Below are 20,219 nucleotides of genomic sequence, written 5' to 3'. Positions count from 1 at the left end.
TTTAAAGTATTTCATCAACTATTTGAGTAGGTTTTATAAGGCTTTACAGCATTATTCTGAATTAACTACATATAAATAATTTATTGCATAAAACTGGCAAAATCTCGCTAGCTTATTATTGAATATTTAATTTGTAGCATAATAAAATGAAGCTTTTATGACAGAAATATTTTATCCATCATCCTATGAATCCACTTTCCATAAGGAGGGTATGCCATTTTAGCAGTATTAAATTTACCTTTTTCAAACACTGGCTTAGCCTTAGAGAAAGTTAGGAAACCTTCATGACCATGATATTGCCCCATACCTGATGGACCAATACCACCAAAAGGTAAGTCATCTTGAGCCACATGTACGGCAGCATCATTAATACATACTCCTCCTGCATGAGTACCATCAAGAACTTGCTGTTTCTTACCTTCATCAAAGCTACATAAATAGAGCGCTAAGGGCCTAGGCCTATCATTTACATAACTGAGTGCCTGTTCAAATGTTTTATAGCTTACTATAGGTAATACTGGGCCAAAAATTTCTTCTTGCATCAGCAACATATCATCGTTGACTTGGGTAACTACAGTTAACGGCATCTTTCTAGTGCCAGAGAATGCGTCGGTGTCGGTTACTAGAGCAGTCACATCAGCCCCCTTATCTACCGCATCTATTACACCTTGCTGTAACCTGTCAAACTGCGCCTGATTTATGATCGAAGTATAATCATCATTTTCAGCAAAACTTGGGTACATGCTATTAAATTGTAACTTTAGTTCACTTAACAATTCTGTCACTTTACCCTCAGGACATAGTACATAATCAGGGGCAACACAGGTTTGCCCTGCATTAAGTGTTTTACCTAGCAGTATACGAGATACTGCCAATTTAATATCAATTTCATCATCGATGATAACAGGAGATTTCCCACCAAGTTCTAGTGTAACAGGGGTTAAATTCTTAGCCGCACTCGCCATGACTTTTTTACCGACTTGAGTTGAGCCAGTAAATAATAAATGATCAAAAGCTTGCTCAGAAAAGTAACTTGCACTCTCAACACCGCCAGTAATTACTGCAACCTTATTTTGTGAAAATACCGTTAATAACATTGATTTAATGACTTCATTGGTAGCAGGAGTAAACTCAGACATTTTTATCATAGCGCGATTACCGGCAGCCAAAGCTGTTGTTAACGGTCCAAGAGATAAAAACACCGGGTAATTCCATGGTGTGATAATACCAACAACTCCTAAAGGTTGATAAACAACAAAGGCTTTTGCTGGTTGAAATAACGCACTTACGTGACGCTTTTCTGGCTTCATCCATTTTTTTAAATGCTTGATAGTATAATCAATACCCATGATGGTTGGCATTATGTCAGCCATTTTACTATCACCAGCACTTCTACCTGAAAAATCCTGAGATAGAGCTGTAATTAATGGCTCTTTATGCTGCTTAATTGCTGATTTAAGTAGCTGAAGATCTTCAATTCGCTCTGACAAAGATAAATAACTCTGCTTTTTAAAAGCTAATCGCTGGCTAGCAAAAAAATCATTAATATTTGATATTTGTTGATTTTCATCAGCTGGTGTATAGCTATTATCTGCCATAATTTTCCTCATAGACTTTGATATTTTAGTGATTAAACACAGTAAGAATACAAGATAACATTAAGTAAAAGCTAAATCATCTGATCCGATGAGATAGAAAAAACAACACAATCACTCTTGTCGCTAACTGTTTTCGCACTATACTAACTATAAATTACCTAATAACTCCTTAATCGTTTGAAAAGTAGAGAAATTACTAAAATGAAAATTGAAACTTTGATGACTAAATCTCTAATAACATTGCAACTAGATGATGATTTGAACAAAGCAAAGGATATCTTCGCTACGCATAATATTCATCACATATTGATTAATGATGATGAAGGCGCCTTAGCCGGCGTTATAACCGACAGAGATTTATTTAAACAATTAAGCCCCACAATAGGTACTAGCAAAGAAACCCCAAGAGACATTACCTTTGCCCAACAAAAAGTACATCAAATCATGTCTAGAGACTTAATCAGTGCCCAAAAAGAACAGTCGATAAATGAAGCTGTTTTACTTTTTCATGATAACCATATTTCGTGCCTGCCCGTTATTGACGAAAAAAGCAGAGCCATTGGGATTATAACGTGGCGGGATATTTTAAAAGTGATTGCCTTGCAATACCGTAGAAAGTTAAGTAATCAAAATTAACTTACCGGCCTAATTTGCGGTAACTCATGATCTACACACATAAAAAAAGGCTAATTAATTAGCCTTTTATCACATAAAACTAAGTTGAATGATGATTTTCTACATCAGCTCATCTTTATCTTCAAGACCATCTAAGGTAACACCCGATAACCCGCCTGTACCGCCTTGTTCATTACTACGTAATTTTATCATTAGGCGTAAATCATTAGGTGAGTCTGCATGATGTAGTGCATCAGCATAGGTGATCAAACCTTGTTGGTAATGATTAAACAATGCCTGATCGAAAGTTTGCATACCAAGTTCATTTGATTTTTCCATGACCTCTTTTATACCACCGATCTCACCTTTTTTAATCAACTCACTTACATAAGGTGAGTTAAGCAAAATTTCAATCGCTGCAACTCGGCTATTGCCATCTTTAGTTGGTACAAGTTGCTGAGCAATAACCCCTCTAAGATTTAAAGCTAAATCAAATAATAACTTGCCATGCTGATCTGCTGGTACTAAATGCATAATCCGGTCAATGGCTTGGTTAGCATTATTCGCATGCAGTGTCGCGATACATAAATGGCCTGTTTCAGCAAAACTTAACGCGTGCTCCATAATTTCTTTACTTCGAATCTCACCAATTAGAATTACATCTGGTGCTTGACGTAATGAACTTTGTAAAGCCGCATCAAATGATTCAGTATCTAAACCAACTTCACGTTGCGTTATCATACTTTTACCATGCTCATGGACAAATTCCACCGGATCTTCAATTGTGAGAATATGACCTCGTGAATTTCTATTTCGATAGCCAATCAATGCAGCCATAGAGGTTGACTTACCAGTACCGGTACCACCAACAAACAGTACTAAGCCACGTTTAGTCATAACCACATCTTTCAAAACAGATGGCAAACCTAAATCATCAACATCAGGAATATCAGTAACAATTCGACGAATGACCATGCCAGCCATATCACGTTGCCAGAAAGCAGAAACACGAAAACGCCCTATACCTTCAATTTCAATAGCGAAGTTACATTCTTTTTCTTCATCAAACTGCTTCTTTTGTTTTTCGTTCATGGCATCGTGAACTAAAGATAAAGATTCTTCTGGTGTTAATGGTTCATCATCAATAGGTCGTAATTCACCATTGATTTTTGCGCTCACTTGCAACTTAGCCGTTACAAACATATCAGATGCGTCTTCTTGCACCATTTTCATTAATAATTGATGAAACTTCATTCGATTACCTTTTACATAGTGTCACGTTGTAAAACTCGTTAAATTAATAATCCTATACAACAAGACATTTTTAACACAACATTTTAAACAAGCGTACAAACTAGCTCGATTTTATCGAGCTAGTTATGGGTTCTAATAACCAGAAAATTGGTTCTTATCTACCGCTTTTTCCATCGCATCTTGTCGAGTAATCATGCCTCGATTAACTAAATTTTGTAAACATTGATCCATCGTTTGCATCCCGTGAGACATACCTGTTTGAATTGCTGAATACATTTGCGCTATTTTATCTTCACGTATTAAATTACGAATAGCGGGAACACCAATCATAATCTCATGAGCTGCAACTCGCCCGCCGCCTACTTTCTTGATTAATGTTTGAGAAATTACTGCACGAAGTGATTCTGATAACATAGAGCGTACCATTGACTTTTCTTCCCCTGGGAATACATCAATAATACGGTCAATAGTTTTTGGAGCAGATGTGGTATGTAATGTACCAAAAACCAAGTGACCTGTTTCTGCCGCGGTCATGGCTAATCGAATCGTCTCTAAATCACGCATCTCACCAACTAAGATAACATCAGGATCTTCACGCAATGCTGAACGTAATGCTGCCTCAAAACTTAAGGTATCGCGGTGTACTTCACGTTGGTTAAGTAAACATTTCTTATTTTCATGAACAAATTCAATTGGATCTTCAATGGTTAAAATGTGATCATGTTTATGGTCATTAATATAATCAACCATAGCTGCTAAGGTAGTCGATTTACCCGAGCCAGTAGGGCCCGTAACTAATACTAAGCCACGTGGCGTATCTGCAATATCTCGAAAAATGTCAGGACAACCTAAGTCTTCAAGGGTCAATATTTTACTTGGGATAGTACGAAATACTGCTGCTGGGCCTCTATTTTGGTTAAAAGCATTTACCCTGAAACGTGCAAGGTTTGGCACTTCAAAAGAGAAATCGACCTCTAAATTTTCTTCATACTCTTTGCGTTGTCTGTCATTCATAATATCATAGACCAACGCATTAACATCTTTTGCATCAAAAGCTGGGATATTGAGCTTACGTACATCACCATCTACACGAATAGATGGCGGGGTGCCAGTTGATAGATGTAAATCAGAAGCGTCATGCTGCACACTAAATGCAAGTAATTCGGTAATATCCATAAAAACCTCAGTAATTTTATAAGTGGAAAGGTTAACAACTAAACATGATAAACATTAAAGATAATCTTGATAAAATTAAAGCGCAAATTGCTCAAGCTTGCCAACAAAATAACCGATTAGTTGACTCTGTACTGCTTTTAGCTGTCTCAAAAACCAAACCCATCGAAGATATTGAACAAGCATATGTAGCTGGACAACATCATTTTGGTGAAAACTATCTACAAGAAGCACTACAAAAAATAGAACAGCTTTCCCATTTACCTGAAATATACTGGCACTATATTGGCCCGATTCAATCAAATAAAACCAAGCAAATCGCCAATAATTTCTCATGGGTACATAGTGTAGATAGAGAAAAAATTGCTTTACGTCTTAATGACCATCTCAAAGAATCTATCAATGAAAAGCAAAGTCACCTTACCCCGCTAAACATTTGTTTACAAGTGAATATTAGCGAAGAAAAAACAAAATCTGGTATATCACCCGAACAAATATTCGCCTTAGCAGATGTTGTAAACCAATGTGAAAATTTAACGCTACGAGGCTTGATGGCAATTCCAGAAAAAAATGCCAGACCAGAGATATATCAGAAAATGGCAAAGCTATTTATTGAATTAAGATCTCGATATGAAAGTATTGATACTTTATCTCTGGGCATGTCAAATGACCTATCACTCGCCGTTAAACATGGTTCCACTATGGTGAGAATTGGTACGGCGATATTTGGTCAACGTAACAACAAATAATTTAAAATATAGATCAAGTTAAATAGGTAATTAATTCATGGAAAAACAATCTTTAAATAAAATAGCCTTTATTGGTGCAGGCAATATGGCTAAATCAATTACCATAGGATTAGTCAATTCAGGTGTACCCGCTAAAAATATTATTGTGGCCAACCCTTCACCAGAAAAACGATTAGCCTTAGCTAAAGAGTTTGGTATTGAACAAACCGCTAATAATATTGATGCCGTTGAGTTTGCCGATATTATTGTATTATCAGTTAAGCCTCACTTTATAGAGCAGGTATGTCAAGACATCAGTGAAAAGATAAATATCAAAAATAAGCTTTTCTTATCGGTGGCTGCTGGCACAACAATAGCGCAAATCCAATCAGCCTTAAACGCTAAAGCAAGTGTTGTTCGCACTATGCCAAATACGCCTTCTCAATTAGGTTTAGGCATGAGTGGCCTTTTTGCTTCGAAAGAAGTCAATCAAGCAGAAAAAGCCGCCGCCAATAAACTAATGTCAGCTGTAGGTGAAGTAATTTGGGTTACTAGTGAAGATAAAATTAATGAAATAACCGCTGTTGCCGGTTCAGGCCCTGCTTATTTCTTTCTATTTATGGAAGCAATGCAAAAACAAGCGCAAGAATTTGGCTTTACCGAGCAAGAAAGCCGACTGCTAGTACAACAAACCGCACTTGGTGCTGCCCAAATGGTTGAACATAACCCTATCCCTATCAGCCAGCTTCGCGAAAATGTCACCTCAAAAGGCGGAACAACCTTTGCAGCTTTAGAAACGTTTAGACAGCAAGGATTAGAGCAAATTGTAGCTAATTCCATGCAAGCGGCTTTAACCAGAGCACAAGAAATGGCAAAAAGCACTAATTAACTGTTTTTTATTTAAATGTTACAAAGTTAGCCATGGTTATCTGTACGCTTTTTATTTATGCTTACAGTGAGAAATGAAAAAAATGTTTTATTCGGAGACTATATTCCTATGGAAGCAATAATTTATTTGCTTAGATTCGCTTTTGACGCCCTATTAATGATTTTAATTATTCGTGTGTGGTTGCAATGGGTGAAAGCTGATTTTTACAACCCATTAAGCCAATTTATTGTTAAAGTGAGTAACCCTCTTGTGGTACCACTACGCCGTATTATTCCTGGTTTTGGCGGCCTTGACCTTGCAACTCTATTACTTGCCTACGCCATTGCAACACTTAAGTTTGTAACGCTTGCAGCACTTGCTGGCGAAAGCCTAGGCCTATTAGCCTTTTACATTGGCTTACTGGTTTTAATTAAACAAGCAGGTTTCTTACTATTTGTTATCATGATTGTTATGGCGCTGATGAGTTGGGTAGTACAAGGTTACAATGCCACCTTAATGATTTTACACCAATTAACAGAACCTTTTTTAAGACCCATTCGTGCCATAGTGCCTAATATTGGTGGTTTAGATTTATCATTATTAGTCGCTTTTTTAGCGATGAATGTCATTAATATTTTATTATCAGGTTCACTTCCTTACTGGGCTTCTATTTAATTTCTGTCTAGATTAGTTCAGATTGAAAAGCACTAAATTAACCCGCTAAATTTTATAGGCTGTTCTATACTTAGGTTACGTATTTAACAGCCTGTAGGTAATTATTTCTGGAGCACATCATGAAAGTATTAATATCGGCAATATTACTCATCATTACATTTATAAGTTCCCCTGCCGTTCAAGCTGAAAACATGAAAAAGCTTGGCAGCATGAATGTCCATTATATGGCTATAGGTTCAACGTTTTTTACGCCTGAAATTGCTAAGGTTTATGGTATTACTCGAAGCCGATTTAATGGTTTAGTCAATATATCAGTGCTTGATAACACCAAAAAAGGTACGCCAGCAAAATCCGTAAGTATCTCTGGTAAGGCAAAAAACAATTTAGGCCAATTTAAAACCCTTGAGTTTACCGAAGTTAAAGAAGGCAGTGCTATCTATTATTTAGCACAGGTCAGTTATAACAATGAAGAAACTATTCATTTTGATTTAACCATTACTGACGGTAATGAAGAGCAACAATTAAAGTTCTCTCAAAAGTTTTACGCTGATTAATATTGGCGAAAAGAACAGAAAACATGTCACATGGGTGAATAAATAAGGGCTGATACAGCCCTTTTTTTTGTTCAATGTTTTAACCTACCAAAGAATTACGTTAAAATATTATATTCACTCTATTATCAAAGCAAAAGATCATGTCTAAAGTAGTACTCGCCACAGGTAATCAAGGCAAAGTCAAAGAACTCGCCGCATTATTATCAAAGCACAACATTACGGTTTTACCGCAAAGTGAATTTAACGTTCCTGATATAGCTGAAACGGGAACTACCTTCGTAGAAAATGCCATAATTAAAGCTCGTCATGCGGCTAAAATAACTGGGCTACCGGCCATTGCTGATGATTCTGGTTTAGAAGTAGATGCACTAAACGGAGCACCAGGTGTTTACTCTGCCCGCTATGCCAGCGATATATGTGGTGATGAGGTAACAGACAATGATAATACCAATAAGCTGCTCGCGGAACTTTTGAATATAAAAGAGCAAGATCGTACTGCACGCTTTCACTGTATCCTCGTTTATATGAAACATGAGCATGACCCAACGCCAATTATCTGCCATGGTGTATGGCAAGGTAGTATCGCAACAGAAAAGCACGGCGAGCAAGGCTTTGGATATGATCCTGTTTTTTGGCAAGAGTCATTAAATATGACCTCAGCACAGTTACCTCGTGAGGTAAAAAATAAACTGAGTCATCGTGGTCAAGCTCTTAAGCAACTGGTTGACCAACTTAGCTTTGCCAAAGTTAACAATTAATCAGGCACTTGCGACAAAATGACACTTATTGCTCCTAAACTCTCTCTTTACATACACATTCCATGGTGTGTGCAAAAATGTCCTTACTGTGATTTTAATTCGCATGCCTTGAAACATGATATTGATGAAACAGCTTATATAGAAGAGTTAATTAAAGATCTCGATAGTGATATTGAACGCTTTGACTTAACAGAGCGTGCACTGCACTCTATTTTCATTGGTGGCGGTACACCAAGTTTATTTTCACCACAAGCAATAGCATCTTTGCTAGAGCAAGTTTTAGCACGATTTAGTTATACGGATGATATAGAAGTTACCCTTGAAGCCAATCCAGGTACGGTTGAAAGCGAAAAGTTCGCAGGTTTTGTGAAAGCAGGCGTCACTCGACTATCAATTGGTGTACAATCTTTTGAGTCTGAAAAGCTAATTAAACTAGGCCGTATTCATGATTCGCAACAAGCACTTAACGCCGCTAAATATGCAAGAGAAGCTGGCATCACTAGCTTTAATCTTGATTTAATGCATGGATTACCGAATCAGTCACTTGAGAATGCATTAGATGATTTAAAAACCGCTATTAAGCTTAAACCTGATCATTTATCTTGGTACCAACTTACCATAGAGCCTAATACTGCTTTTCACTCTAAACCACCTAAACTACCGCAAGATGAAGTATTATGGGAAATCCAAGATCAAGGGTTTAAGTTACTGGCAGAAGCTGGCTACAAGCAATATGAAATTTCAGCGTTTAGCCAAAAAGATAAACAGTGTCAGCATAACTTAAATTACTGGCAGTTTGGTGATTACCTTGGCATAGGTTGTGGGGCTCATGGCAAAATTACTGACACTAAAAATCAGCAAATAATCCGTACCATTAAAATAAAGCACCCTAAAGGTTATATGGATAAAAGCAGAAACCATTTAGATCATTGCCACCTTGTTGAATCATCAGAATTACCATTTGAATACATGATGAATCGATTACGATTATTCTCTTCGTTTTCTCTAGATGATTATCAACAAAATACAGGGCTAACAAGTGACACAGTATTACCTCATCTGCACTTAGCTGAGCAAAAAGGCTTAATGGAGCACAACAATCAACAATGGCAAATTACTACATTAGGCCATCGTTACTTAAATGATTTATTAGAATTATTTCTATAAAGATAACTATTATTGTGAGCTCATTAATTTATATGAACATATCAACCTTAAATTCCCAAGACATTTCATCTGATGAAAAGTTTATGAAAAGAGCTTTTGAACTAGCGCAACAAGCAGAGCAGCACGATGAAATTCCTGTTGGTGCAGTTGTCGTTTATCAAGATGAAATTATTGGTGAAGGCTTTAATCAGTCAATTATGCTCAACGATCCCTCTGCTCACGCCGAAATGATGGCTATAAGAGCTGCGGGCAAAAGAATAAATAATTACCGATTACTTGATTGTACACTATACGTAACATTAGAGCCTTGCGCTATGTGCGCAGGATTATTAGTGCACAGTAGAATCAAGCGCGTTGTATTTGCAAGTCTAGATTTAAAAACGGGTGCCGCTGGGAGTGTTTTTAATTTGCTAAACACGCCTAAATTAAATCACCAAGTTGATGTCCATTCTGGTGTAATGGCGCAAGAATGTAGTCAGTTACTTTCAGCGTTTTTTAAGCGACGCCGACAAGAGAAAAAAACCGCTAAACAACAAGCTAAAAAGTTGAAAAATAACCTTTAATTATCGTTAATTGACCAACCAGCATTTCTTCATTAATTAGCGTAACCAATGAAAATTATTCAACTTAAACTTAATGAAAAGGCATGGTTAGTTATCAAGTATGTACACATTTTCAAGAAGCATTATGTTAATAAAAACATTTACATAACTTCGCTCAATTTAAACGAAAATATTACTAAATTGTAACCACTTAACTTTGAACTACTTGCACAAATAAGCTTTGGTTAAAGTAGCACTGACGACGATTAATCATCTTTTGTTGTTGTCTAATGAGTTGTTTTCTACGCTGGCTTGTTTGTAATTGTCTTTTTAGTCTCATGGTGAGCTCCGTAAATAGTCGTTCATGTAACTTTGACTATTATTTACCATGAAAATGACAGTTTTATGACAAGTACAAACTGTCATCTATTATTCACAATGTTTAACAAATAAGCGATTAAACTTGAGAAGTAAGGCTTATTGCTCGGCAGTTTTTTCTTGTTTGGAGTTTTCTAATTCGGGTGGTTCATTGGTTATTTCATTTGTCTGCTCAGTAACATTAGCGTCATCGTCAGCCAATATAGCTGCTTCAGTTTGCACAAGTTCAGCTTTAGCAAGCTCTGTTGCCTTATTATCTAACCATGTCAAGGTATCATAATAACGACGAATATTCTCAACATAGCGTACAGGCTCCTCGCCTCTAGCATAACCATACTTAGTTTTTTTATAAAATTTCTTTTGTTGAAGTAAAGGCAGGCGCTTTTTCACTTCAACCCAGCGATCAGGATCACCACCTTGTCGTTGAGTAATAATACGCGCATCATTTAAATGACCAAAGCCAACATTATATGAGGCGAGCGCAAACCAGATACGATCTGGTGCTGGAATACGATCAGGCATTTTATCTATCATACGTTTGAAATATTTTGCACCACCTTTAATGCTTTGCTCTGCATCCAGTCGACTTTTTATCCCCATTTGTTTAGCTGTAGCTAAAGTCAACATCATCATTCCCCTTACACCGGTATGAGAACGGGCATGGGGTCGCCAGTGCGACTCTTGATAACTTATTGCTGCAAGTAAGCGCCAATCAATATCTTGGGCATATTTTTCAAATAATGGCTGATACGTAGGTAGTTTCTTCTCTACGGCTTTGATATATGTTCTGGTATCGACATAGTCAAAGGTTTCAATGTGACCATAGTACTTATCATCTAGGGCTAATAAAGTACCGTCATGGTGTACCTTGCCAAAAAACTCAATTAAACTCGCTAAGATATCATCAGCACTATTTTTACTAACCATCCAAGCTAACTCTTCTGGCTTATTGATACTAAAACCAATACTGATTTCAGGGTAGTAGCGACGATTCACCGCTAAGCTGTTGCTATCAATAATGGTATAATCAATTTCTCCATTAAGTACTTTTTCCAGCAACTCTTCACTATCGTATTCAGCCGTTTCTTGCCAAGAAAGCTCACTGTATTCCAGCTTTAATTTATCAAGATTTTCAACATAACTTGAACCAGAGGTCACCATCAGGCTACCTGTTAAATCAGCGACTTTCCTCGGTCTAGTCTTTCCTTGTTTAAAAACAAGTTTTTGACTAACAGTTTCGTAAGTAGGGGCAAAACGAAAACGCTTTAAACGTTTATCAGTAATGGCAAGGCCTGCTGCAAGCAAATCTACTTCGCCAGTATTTAGCTTAATAAATAATTCATCTAAGCTATAACTTGGAATAATTCGAAGTTCTACCTGAAGTGTATCTGCATATTTCTTCGCCAACTCATATTCAAAACCTGCGAAGCCATCTGCCTTTACGTAATAATTTGTTGGCCCAAAAAGGGTGCCAACATTGATATATCCACGTTGTAAAATTCGAGAGAGGCTTGGGCTTTCAGTTTTATCTTTGCAGCTTACCAACGTAAGGCAAAGTAAAGGAATAAGTGCAGTAGCACGTGTTTTTCCTTTAACATTATTATCAGGATTCCCTGATAGAAATGTCGTAAAAAAACGTAAAATATTCCCAAATAATAAATAGCTAACAGATTTTTTCATAGTCTTAATTGTGTCGCGTATTTAGTTAATAGCCAAGTACTTTTTTACTTAGACCTTTGGCTAATTTTTCTCATTAACAAAACCGCATTTTTCAACTATAATACGCGCGAAATTTTCAGTTAGTACAAATAATAGTCTGTGCTAATTAAAACCCCACATAAAACTTGGTAAATATCCTATGACGATGTTGATTAAAAACCTTCGTGGTGCTCCGGCACTTTCAGAGTTTAGAGTAAAGAAATTGTTGGCTCAATGTGAAGCTCAGCAATTACCAGTAACGGACATTTATGCTGAATATGCTCACTTTGCTCAACTTAACGATGAGTTAACAACAGATGAAGATAATGTTCTAAAACAGTTATTAACCTATGGCCCAACAATTGAGGAACATCAACCTCAAGGACTTTTATTACTTGTAACACCTCGCCCTGGCACTATTTCACCTTGGTCTTCAAAATCTACTGACATCGCTCATAACTGTGGGTTAGATAAAATAGTTCGATTAGAAAGAGGTTTAGCGTATTACGTTGAAGTTACAGCAGGTACGCAATTATCTGCTGAGCAACAAGCACAATTAACAACATTGCTTCATGATCGCATGATGGAAAGTGTCTTTAATGATTTTTCACAAGCTAGCGACTTATTTGCTAGTAGCGAGCCAGGTGAATTTACTTCGATTGATATTCAACAAGGTGGTAAAGAAGCACTCGTTAAAGCCAACGTTGAGCTTGGTCTAGCACTTGCTGATGATGAAGTGAATTACTTATTTGAAAATTTCACCAAATTAGGCCGTAACCCACACGACATAGAACTTTATATGTTTGCTCAAGCAAACTCAGAGCATTGTCGTCATAAAATATTTAATGCTGATTGGACTATTGATGGCGTTAAACAAGAAAAATCATTATTTAAAATGATCCGTAATACTCACGAAGTTAATTCTGACTTTGTGTTAAGTGCTTATAAAGATAATGCGGCTGTAATGGTAGGTAATAAAGGCGGGCGTTTCTTCCCAAATCCTGAAACTAATGTCTATGATTACCACCATGAAGATATCCAAGTTTTAATGAAAGTTGAAACACATAACCACCCTACTGCAATTTCACCATACCCTGGGGCTGCAACAGGTAGTGGTGGTGAAATCCGTGATGAAGGGGCAACTGGTGTAGGTTCAAAACCTAAAGCAGGTCTTGTAGGTTTTAGCGTATCAAACTTACGCATTCCAGATTATGTACAACCATGGGAAAGTGACTTTGGCAAGCCAGATCGCATCGTATCAGCCTTTGATATTATGATGGAAGGCCCATTAGGCGGTGCAGCTTTTAATAACGAATTTGGTCGCCCAGCAATTTTAGGTTACTTCAGAACCTATGAAGAAGAAGTTAACTCATTCAATGGCAAAGAAGTACGTGGTTACCACAAACCCATTATGATTGCGGGTGGTTTAGGTAATATTCGTGATGAGCATGTGCAAAAAGGCGACATTGTTGTGGGAGCTAACCTCATTGCATTAGGTGGCCCAGCAATGAACATTGGTTTAGGTGGTGGTGCTGCATCAAGTATGGCCTCAGGTCAATCGGCAGAAAATTTAGATTTTGCCTCAGTTCAGCGTGAAAACCCTGAAATGGAACGTCGCTGTCAAGAAGTTATCGATAAGTGTTGGCAGTTAGGCGATAAAAACCCTATCTTATTTATTCACGATGTAGGCGCAGGCGGCTTATCAAATGCATTCCCTGAGCTTGTTTCAGATGGCGGCCGCGGAGGTGTATTTGAATTACGTAACGTGCCTAATGACGAACGTAGTATGACGCCTCATGAAATCTGGTGTAACGAATCTCAAGAGCGTTATGTTCTTGCCGTATCTGACGAGCAATTAGCCCTATTCACTGACATTTGTCAGCGTGAAAGAGCACCTTTTGCTGTTGTGGGTAGAGCAACTGAAGAAGAGCATTTAACTGTTACTGATTCACATTTTGCCGATGATGAAAAATTAAAGACTCCAATAGATTTACCGCTCGATGTACTTTTAGGTAAAACACCAAAAATAATTAAAAATGTTGAATCGACTACCGCTGCTGGTGATTCATTAGATTTAACTACTGCTTCTGTTAGCGATGCAGCTGATAGAATCTTAAGCTTACCTACTGTTGCCGAAAAAACTTTCTTAATTACCATTGGTGATCGCTCTGTTACCGGTATGGTTAATCGTGATCAAATGGTTGGTCCATGGCAAGTGCCTGTTGCCGACTGTGGTGTAACAGCTAATGCCCTTGATAGTTATCACGGTGAAGCTATGTCAATGGGTGAACGTACCCCAGTGGCATTATTAAACTATGGCGCATCAGCACGATTAGCTGTTGCTGAGTCAATAATGAATATCGCAGGTGCCGATATTGGCACATTGAATCGTATTAAGTTATCTGCAAACTGGATGTCTCCAGCAGGTCACCCTGGTGAAGATGCTGGTTTATACGAGGCCGTGAAAGCTATTGGTGAAGAGTTATGTCCTGAATTAGGTTTAACTATTCCCGTTGGTAAAGACTCAATGTCAATGAAAACCCAATGGCAAGAAAACGGTGAAGATAAGTGCGTAACCTCACCTCTTTCATTAGTTATCACAGCTTTTGGTGCTGTTGATGATATTCGTAAAACTGTAACGCCACAATTAAGAACAGATAAAGGTAACACTCGCCTTGTTGCTATAGATTTATCACAAGGTAAATATCGATTAGGTGGCTCTTGTTTAGCGCAAGTATATAAACAACTCGGTAGCGAAACTCCTGATGTTGATGATGCACAAGCATTAAAAGGCTTCTTCAATGCGATGCAAGAATTAGTTGATAAGAAGAAACTTATCGCTTATCACGATATTTCTGATGGCGGTTTATTCACCACTGTCGCTGAAATGGCATTCGCTGGCCATACTGGTGTCGATATTGATATTAGTAACTTCACGTCACATTTAGGTAATGATTTAGATGTTTTGTTTAGTGAAGAGTTAGGTGCTGTCATTCAAATCCATGAGGACGATGTTGATACTATTCATGAAATTCTCACTGAGCACGGCATATTAGGTTTATGTACTGATATTGGTCGCATCAATAATGAAGATGTTATTCGCTTTAGCCGAGATGGCAACGAAGTACTTGCTAACTCTCGTACTTACTACCGTACATTATGGGCACAAACAACGTTCAAAATGCAATCATTACGCGACAACCCAGAATGTGCACAGCAAGAACACGATGTTAAATTTGATACTGAAGATCCAGGATTAAATACTGAGCTAACATTTGATATCAGCGAAGATATTGTTGCAGACCTTATTGCCAAAGACGCAAAAAATAACAGTCACCCTAAAATTGCTATATTGCGTGAGCAAGGGGTTAACTCACATGTTGAAATGGCGGCAGCATTTGACCGAGCTGGTTTCATTGCAATTGACGTTCATATGTCTGATATCTTATCAGGCCGAGCTGATCTTGCAGATTTCAATGGTTTAGTCGCTTGTGGTGGTTTCTCATACGGTGACGTACTTGGTGCAGGTGAAGGTTGGGCAAAATCAATCTTATTTAATGCTAATGCTAGAGCCATGTTCAAAGCATTCTTTGAACGTAGCGATACCTTCAGCTTAGGTGTATGTAACGGTTGTCAAATGCTGTCAAACTTAAAAGAAATCATTCCTGGTTCTGACGCTTGGCCTCGCTTTGTTCAAAACAAATCAGAACGTTTTGAAGCTCGATTCTCATTAGTTGAAATTCAAGAAAGTCCTTCTGTATTATTTACTGATATGGCCGGTTCTCGTATGCCAATTGCCGTATCGCACGGTGAAGGTAGAACTGAATTCAGCTCTGAAGAAGCTATTGGCTCAGCAAATGATTCTGGTACCGTATCAATGCGCTACGTTGATAACTATGGTCAAGTAACTGAAACTTACCCTGCTAACCCGAATGGCTCACCAGATGGTATCACTGCGTTAACAACAACTGACGGTCGTGTCACCATCATGATGCCACATCCTGAACGTGTCTTTAGAACTGTTGCTAACTCTTGGCATCCAGATAGCTGGGGAGAAGATTCTCCGTGGGTACGCATGTTCCGTAACGCTCGTAAGTTTATCGGCTAAGTATCTTACCTTGAGTGTTAAGTAACCCGTAGAACGATTTAACGTGTTTGAAAAACCGACATTTTATATGTCGGTTTTTTTATGTCTCAAAACTTGTTAAGCTATTTTTCATTGAATAATAAGAGAAATAATAGGTTAACTATGCAAGATCATAACTGCTCTCCTTTAACGGATTATATCGAATACCCTGAAACTGAAATGCTTGAACGTTCTGAGAACTTCTATCAAGATATTAAACGACGCCACTCTATTCGAAAATTTAGTGATCGCCCTGTTGATAAAACCATTATTGAAAACTGTTTAAAAGCCGCTGGTACTGCACCAAGCGGCGCTAACCACCAACCATGGCATTTTGTCGCAGTAAATAGTGCTGACGTTAAAAAACAAATTAGAGAGCAAGCTGAGCACCATGAACGAGGTTTTTATGAAGGAAGAGCTGGTGAAGAGTGGTTAAATGCTTTGAAGGATTTAGGAACCGATGCCAATAAACCCTATTTAGAACATGCCCCTTGGTTGATCGCAATTTTTAGCCAAAAAAAAGGGGGAATTAAAGAAGAAGATAAAAACACTAATTATTATGTTCATGAGTCGGTTGGCATTGCCACGGGTATCTTAATAACGGCTTTACATAATGCAGGTTTGGTAACACTTACTCACACACCAAAACCCATGTCATTTTTAAGTAAGGTATGTAACCGAGGAGAAAATGAACGAGCTTATATGCTACTTATTGCAGGTTACCCTGCTGATGATGCAACAATACCTGCACATGCACAGGTAAAAAAATCATTAGAAGATATAGCGACTTTCTTATAAGCCCATAATAAGAAGCGCTTTTAAAAACAGCGCTTAACAAAAATCTAGAGCAACATCAGTACAGCCTTTATCACAACGTATACCTGAGTTTTCACTTTGCTCTGGGGTATATAAAGTTAAAGGTTGTTGACACTGAACACAGTACACTGTTTTGCCTGCCATTACTTGTTTAACTATTCTTTTCTGATCATTAAACGATGCTTTACTCTGTTTTTGTAATGTCGCAAACTGATTTAAATCAATCGTCATTAATTACTCACTTTTAAGGCTTAACAAAATAAACGCCGTCAAATTTTCCATGTAAAGGCGCAGAGCTTGTTTCTAACAATTCTTGATAGCCATTTATACTAAAATAGTTTGCAGGCATTTGAGGGTAAGCAGTGATTTCCCACGGGAAATCTGGATTTGCTTCAAAAGGGCAAAATGAAAGCTTTTGATTATTCTCTAATAATAACTGACCAAACTTTAACGCCAACTCTTGTGATGGAAATAACACTGAAAACTCTATTTCACGTTCACGTGATAAATCTTCACCAGCCTGCTGCATTTCCCATAGTACATTACCTATTTCATCCTCAGGAAAGAGGTTAAGATCACGAGACATAGTCTATTTACCTTTTTTTTAATCTATTGTTTATTTTAGCTTTGCTATCAAAATAAACCTAGTAAAATAGTAAAATCAGATCAATTAACTGTCATCAACTATGCATAAAGCAGACGCGTTACACACTGAAAATAAACTCTTGAGCCCATTTGAGTGCCATATTGATATTTTTGAAGATAATCCTGCGACTATCGTCGACTTACTTGTTGAGCAATGTAAATTGCAAGATAAACAGCTTTCAAAAACTGAGATTAAACAAGCAATTACAAAAGGGGCCTTGTGGTTAAGACGAGGAAAACATACTCAACGCCTTAGGCGCTTAAAAAAACAGTTAATTTCAGGCGATAAGCTTCACTTCTACCATAACGCTAAGGTTCTGGCTGCCACAGTTCCTAATGCAAAACTGATTGCCGATCTGAAAGACTACAGTGTATGGTACAAGCCCTATGGCATGCTGAGTCAAGGTTCTAAATGGAGTGATCATTGCACAATTACACGTTATGCTCAGCAGTATTTCTCTGAAGAAAGAGCTGTATTTATTGTCCATCGCTTAGACAGAGCCGCAACAGGTTTAATTTTAGTAGCGCACAGTAAAAAGGCAGCCAAATTATTAAGTGCTTTATTTGAAAAACATAATTTAGAAAAACATTACAATATCATTGTCCACGGAGATTTTAGCGCGCAAAAAAGCCCTATAGTAATTGAAACTCCCATTGACGGGAAAAGCGCTAAGAGTACTTTTTCACTCATTCAATACCATCAAGAATTACAGCAATCATTATTGCAAGTACTAATTGATACAGGTAGAAAACATCAAATTAGAAAACATGCAGCAAGCATAGGGTTTCCAGTAGTTGGTGATCGATTACACGGTGATAAACACTTAGATGAGAAACGCTTACAAGAAGGACGATTAGTTGACTTACAACTTTGCGCGGTAAGTCTATCTTTTACTTGCCCATTCTCAGGGCAAGTAAAAGTATTTAAGGTAGCTGATGAAGATAAACCTAGCTTTGCAAAGCCATAATATTTAATTACTTACAATGCTAGTTAACCTCAACTCGTGATAAGAAATTAGCTAGCTATTTGATATGTATGTAAGCTTAGACTTATCATTATTCTAGCTTGGCGATTTTTCTTAATACAAGGCAAGTTAGTGCGCCAATAGCTAGTGTATTGCAAACTAATTTAACGCTGTAGTAAGGAAAATAGACTACTAGAAAACAAGTTGTTATCCCGAGCTGAGGTTAGTTAAAGCTTAAGCGCAATAATTAAAGTCATTATCAGCCAATACAGTAACGGTATCACCAACCAAATCTTTTTGGTCTATTGCTTGTAAAAGCTTAGCACCCTCTTCCCTTTGCGCTTGTGTTAATGCTTTGTACGGTAAGCGGAAATTTTTAGCTACAGCACCAGTCATCATTAATGCAGTATTGATTGCAATAGGATTTGGTTCACAGAATAACCATTTCATTAATGATTGTAAGCGATCATTCACTTCAGGAACATTACTATCCATTAATTGACGCATTAAGCCTGGCACAATGTTAGAGGTTACAGAGATAACACCGTGCGAGCCAAATTTATGTTTGCCATCAAAGCACTCGTCATCATTACCAGACCAGCATGGGATCCCTTGCTGCTCATAGTAAGCAATGCGATCATTACCTGCACATTCCTTTACACCAATAAAGTTTTTATGTTTAGCTAATGGCTCAATAATTTCAGGAGTTAAATCTTGCCCTGTTCTGCCAGGAACATTATAGATAAAAGCTGGTCCAATGGTTAAAACACGTTGAAAGTGTTCAGCAACACCGGCAAATGAAGTTCTACCATAATAAGGATTGATTTGTAGTGAAGCATCCATACCAACAGCAAAACCATTCTCGGTTGCTTTAATCGCTTCTCTAGTATTATTACTACCGGTATTACCTACAATAATTAATCTGTCAGAAAAGCGATGAACACAATGAGCAATAAGTATTATATGTTCTTCCCAGCTTAACAGCTGCCCTTCTCCGGTAGTGCCACCAACAATAATTCCATCAACGCCCGCAGCGATCTGCTGTTCAATTAAGGCATCATAAGTAGTTAAACAAATATCACCATTGGCATCATAAGGAGTTTTAATTGCGGTGATTAAACTTGCGGCTTGTAATCGTTTCATTACGTTCTCTAACTTTTTTATTAATTCAGACCTAGCGGTCAAATAGCTAAATATTTATGACTAACAGTGACCAATGTTATCAGTCACCCGATGCATAGTAAAAATATCATTCGTAACTATATGTTGGTACTGGAATGTTTGATGTGAAAGTTGCAGTACTTTATATGCATGGTAGTTATCAGCATTATTCAGGTCGGTTGCATACACTTCTTGATCAATCACTTCATTCTTTGTTGTTGTGAAATGGATGTCTCCAACAAGGCCCCAGTCACCAAGCTCAATAACTTGACTAGTAATTTCTCCCTGCTCGTTGAAGAAAACAAAGGTAAATTCGAAACTACCATCAGCAGCGAGTTCGGCGTATTCAACTAACTGAGTACCTTGCTCATCTTTATCCTTTCTATACCAACGACCAATAAGTAATTCTCTTGAATAATTCATCATAAAATTCCTATATAGCAGTAGTACAACAAGTCATAGTTTTCTTAGAAACAAAAATGCGACTTTGTTTCTACA

At 37.6% G+C, this 20,219-nt stretch carries 20 protein-coding genes; 11 read left to right on the top strand and 9 right to left on the bottom strand.

What is annotated here, in order from left to right; translation table 11 throughout:
- Nucleotides 1-155: 155 nt before the first annotated feature.
- Nucleotides 156-1,598 carry a coniferyl aldehyde dehydrogenase gene (locus tag EPA86_RS06090; protein WP_211664912.1) on the bottom strand — a complete coding sequence of 481 codons (1,443 nt, stop codon included), beginning with the start codon at nucleotides 1,596-1,598 and terminating at the stop codon, nucleotides 156-158.
- Between the two features lie 219 nt (nucleotides 1,599-1,817).
- Between EPA86_RS06090 and EPA86_RS06085 the strand changes: the two genes are divergently transcribed.
- Nucleotides 1,818-2,234 carry a CBS domain-containing protein gene (locus tag EPA86_RS06085; protein ID WP_170309580.1) on the top strand — a complete coding sequence of 139 codons (417 nt, stop codon included), beginning with the start codon at nucleotides 1,818-1,820 and terminating at the stop codon, nucleotides 2,232-2,234.
- A gap of 99 nt (nucleotides 2,235-2,333) precedes the next feature.
- On the opposite strand, the gene EPA86_RS06080 is transcribed toward EPA86_RS06085, so the two are convergent.
- On the bottom strand, nucleotides 2,334-3,467 hold the full coding sequence (locus tag EPA86_RS06080; RefSeq protein WP_140602535.1) for a PilT/PilU family type 4a pilus ATPase: 1,134 nt from the start codon (nucleotides 3,465-3,467) through the stop codon (nucleotides 2,334-2,336).
- Between the two features lie 132 nt (nucleotides 3,468-3,599).
- Entirely contained in the window at nucleotides 3,600-4,643 is a 1,044-nt protein-coding gene (locus EPA86_RS06075) for a type IV pilus twitching motility protein PilT (protein ID WP_140602534.1), read from the bottom strand.
- 44 nt (nucleotides 4,644-4,687) lie between these two features.
- On the opposite strand from EPA86_RS06075, the gene EPA86_RS06070 reads away from it, so the two are divergent.
- The 7 genes from EPA86_RS06070 (at nucleotide 4,688) to tadA (ending at nucleotide 9,953) form a co-directional block, all read left to right on the top strand.
- Nucleotides 4,688-5,389: a YggS family pyridoxal phosphate-dependent enzyme gene (locus EPA86_RS06070; RefSeq protein ID WP_140602533.1), complete on the top strand. Its 702-nt coding sequence runs from the start codon at nucleotides 4,688-4,690 to the stop codon at nucleotides 5,387-5,389.
- Between the two features lie 37 nt (nucleotides 5,390-5,426).
- Nucleotides 5,427-6,257, top strand: a complete 831-nt coding sequence (proC, locus tag EPA86_RS06065) for a pyrroline-5-carboxylate reductase (protein WP_140602532.1) — start codon at nucleotides 5,427-5,429, stop codon at nucleotides 6,255-6,257.
- Nucleotides 6,258-6,365: 108 nt separating this feature from the next.
- Nucleotides 6,366-6,911, top strand: coding sequence for a YggT family protein (locus tag EPA86_RS06060; protein ID WP_140602531.1), 546 nt, complete (start codon nucleotides 6,366-6,368; stop codon nucleotides 6,909-6,911).
- A 119-nt stretch (nucleotides 6,912-7,030) separates the two neighbouring features.
- Nucleotides 7,031-7,465, top strand: coding sequence for a DUF4426 domain-containing protein (locus tag EPA86_RS06055; protein WP_140602530.1), 435 nt, complete (start codon nucleotides 7,031-7,033; stop codon nucleotides 7,463-7,465).
- 137 nt (nucleotides 7,466-7,602) lie between these two features.
- Nucleotides 7,603-8,223: an RdgB/HAM1 family non-canonical purine NTP pyrophosphatase gene (gene rdgB / locus EPA86_RS06050; RefSeq protein WP_211664913.1), complete on the top strand. Its 621-nt coding sequence runs from the start codon at nucleotides 7,603-7,605 to the stop codon at nucleotides 8,221-8,223.
- 18 nt (nucleotides 8,224-8,241) lie between these two features.
- Nucleotides 8,242-9,390 carry a radical SAM family heme chaperone HemW gene (gene hemW, locus EPA86_RS06045; protein ID WP_140602528.1) on the top strand — a complete coding sequence of 383 codons (1,149 nt, stop codon included), beginning with the start codon at nucleotides 8,242-8,244 and terminating at the stop codon, nucleotides 9,388-9,390.
- 32 nt (nucleotides 9,391-9,422) lie between these two features.
- Entirely contained in the window at nucleotides 9,423-9,953 is a 531-nt protein-coding gene (gene tadA, locus EPA86_RS06040; protein ID WP_140602527.1) for a tRNA adenosine(34) deaminase TadA, read from the top strand.
- A 190-nt stretch (nucleotides 9,954-10,143) separates the two neighbouring features.
- Here tadA and EPA86_RS18445 read toward each other — a convergent pair whose 3' ends face one another.
- Both EPA86_RS18445 and mltF read right to left on the bottom strand, forming a co-directional pair.
- Complete coding sequence (locus EPA86_RS18445) at nucleotides 10,144-10,272, bottom strand: hypothetical protein (protein WP_281284861.1); 129 nt, start codon at nucleotides 10,270-10,272, stop codon at nucleotides 10,144-10,146.
- A 137-nt stretch (nucleotides 10,273-10,409) separates the two neighbouring features.
- On the bottom strand, nucleotides 10,410-11,990 hold the full coding sequence (gene mltF / locus EPA86_RS06035; RefSeq protein ID WP_140602526.1) for a membrane-bound lytic murein transglycosylase MltF: 1,581 nt from the start codon (nucleotides 11,988-11,990) through the stop codon (nucleotides 10,410-10,412).
- A 178-nt stretch (nucleotides 11,991-12,168) separates the two neighbouring features.
- Between mltF and purL the strand changes: the two genes are divergently transcribed.
- Nucleotides 12,169-16,116 carry a phosphoribosylformylglycinamidine synthase gene (purL, locus tag EPA86_RS06030; RefSeq protein WP_425462565.1) on the top strand — a complete coding sequence of 1,316 codons (3,948 nt, stop codon included), beginning with the start codon at nucleotides 12,169-12,171 and terminating at the stop codon, nucleotides 16,114-16,116.
- Between the two features lie 141 nt (nucleotides 16,117-16,257).
- On the top strand, nucleotides 16,258-16,932 hold the full coding sequence (locus tag EPA86_RS06025) for a nitroreductase family protein (protein ID WP_140602525.1): 675 nt from the start codon (nucleotides 16,258-16,260) through the stop codon (nucleotides 16,930-16,932).
- A gap of 33 nt (nucleotides 16,933-16,965) precedes the next feature.
- Here EPA86_RS06025 and EPA86_RS06020 read toward each other — a convergent pair whose 3' ends face one another.
- Nucleotides 16,966-17,181 carry a hypothetical protein gene (locus EPA86_RS06020; protein WP_140602524.1) on the bottom strand — a complete coding sequence of 72 codons (216 nt, stop codon included), beginning with the start codon at nucleotides 17,179-17,181 and terminating at the stop codon, nucleotides 16,966-16,968.
- 13 nt (nucleotides 17,182-17,194) lie between these two features.
- Nucleotides 17,195-17,536, bottom strand: coding sequence for a ribonuclease E inhibitor RraB (locus tag EPA86_RS06015; protein ID WP_140602523.1), 342 nt, complete (start codon nucleotides 17,534-17,536; stop codon nucleotides 17,195-17,197).
- A gap of 100 nt (nucleotides 17,537-17,636) precedes the next feature.
- Here EPA86_RS06015 and EPA86_RS06010 point away from each other — a divergent pair, with 100 nt between their 5' ends.
- Nucleotides 17,637-18,563, top strand: coding sequence for an RluA family pseudouridine synthase (locus EPA86_RS06010; RefSeq protein WP_140602522.1), 927 nt, complete (start codon nucleotides 17,637-17,639; stop codon nucleotides 18,561-18,563).
- Between the two features lie 231 nt (nucleotides 18,564-18,794).
- On the opposite strand, the gene dapA is transcribed toward EPA86_RS06010, so the two are convergent.
- Nucleotides 18,795-19,703, bottom strand: coding sequence for a 4-hydroxy-tetrahydrodipicolinate synthase (dapA, locus tag EPA86_RS06005; protein ID WP_140602521.1), 909 nt, complete (start codon nucleotides 19,701-19,703; stop codon nucleotides 18,795-18,797).
- A 60-nt stretch (nucleotides 19,704-19,763) separates the two neighbouring features.
- Nucleotides 19,764-20,147, bottom strand: a complete 384-nt coding sequence (locus tag EPA86_RS06000) for a hypothetical protein (RefSeq protein WP_140602520.1) — start codon at nucleotides 20,145-20,147, stop codon at nucleotides 19,764-19,766.
- Nucleotides 20,148-20,219 lie beyond the last annotated feature (72 nt).

The sequence above is a fragment of the Litorilituus lipolyticus genome (assembly GCF_006439335.1).
Classification (GTDB): Bacteria; Pseudomonadota; Gammaproteobacteria; order Enterobacterales; family Alteromonadaceae; genus Colwellia; species Colwellia lipolytica.
Note: the sequence above shows the minus strand (reverse complement) of the source record. Positions and strands in the feature narration are given on the sequence as shown.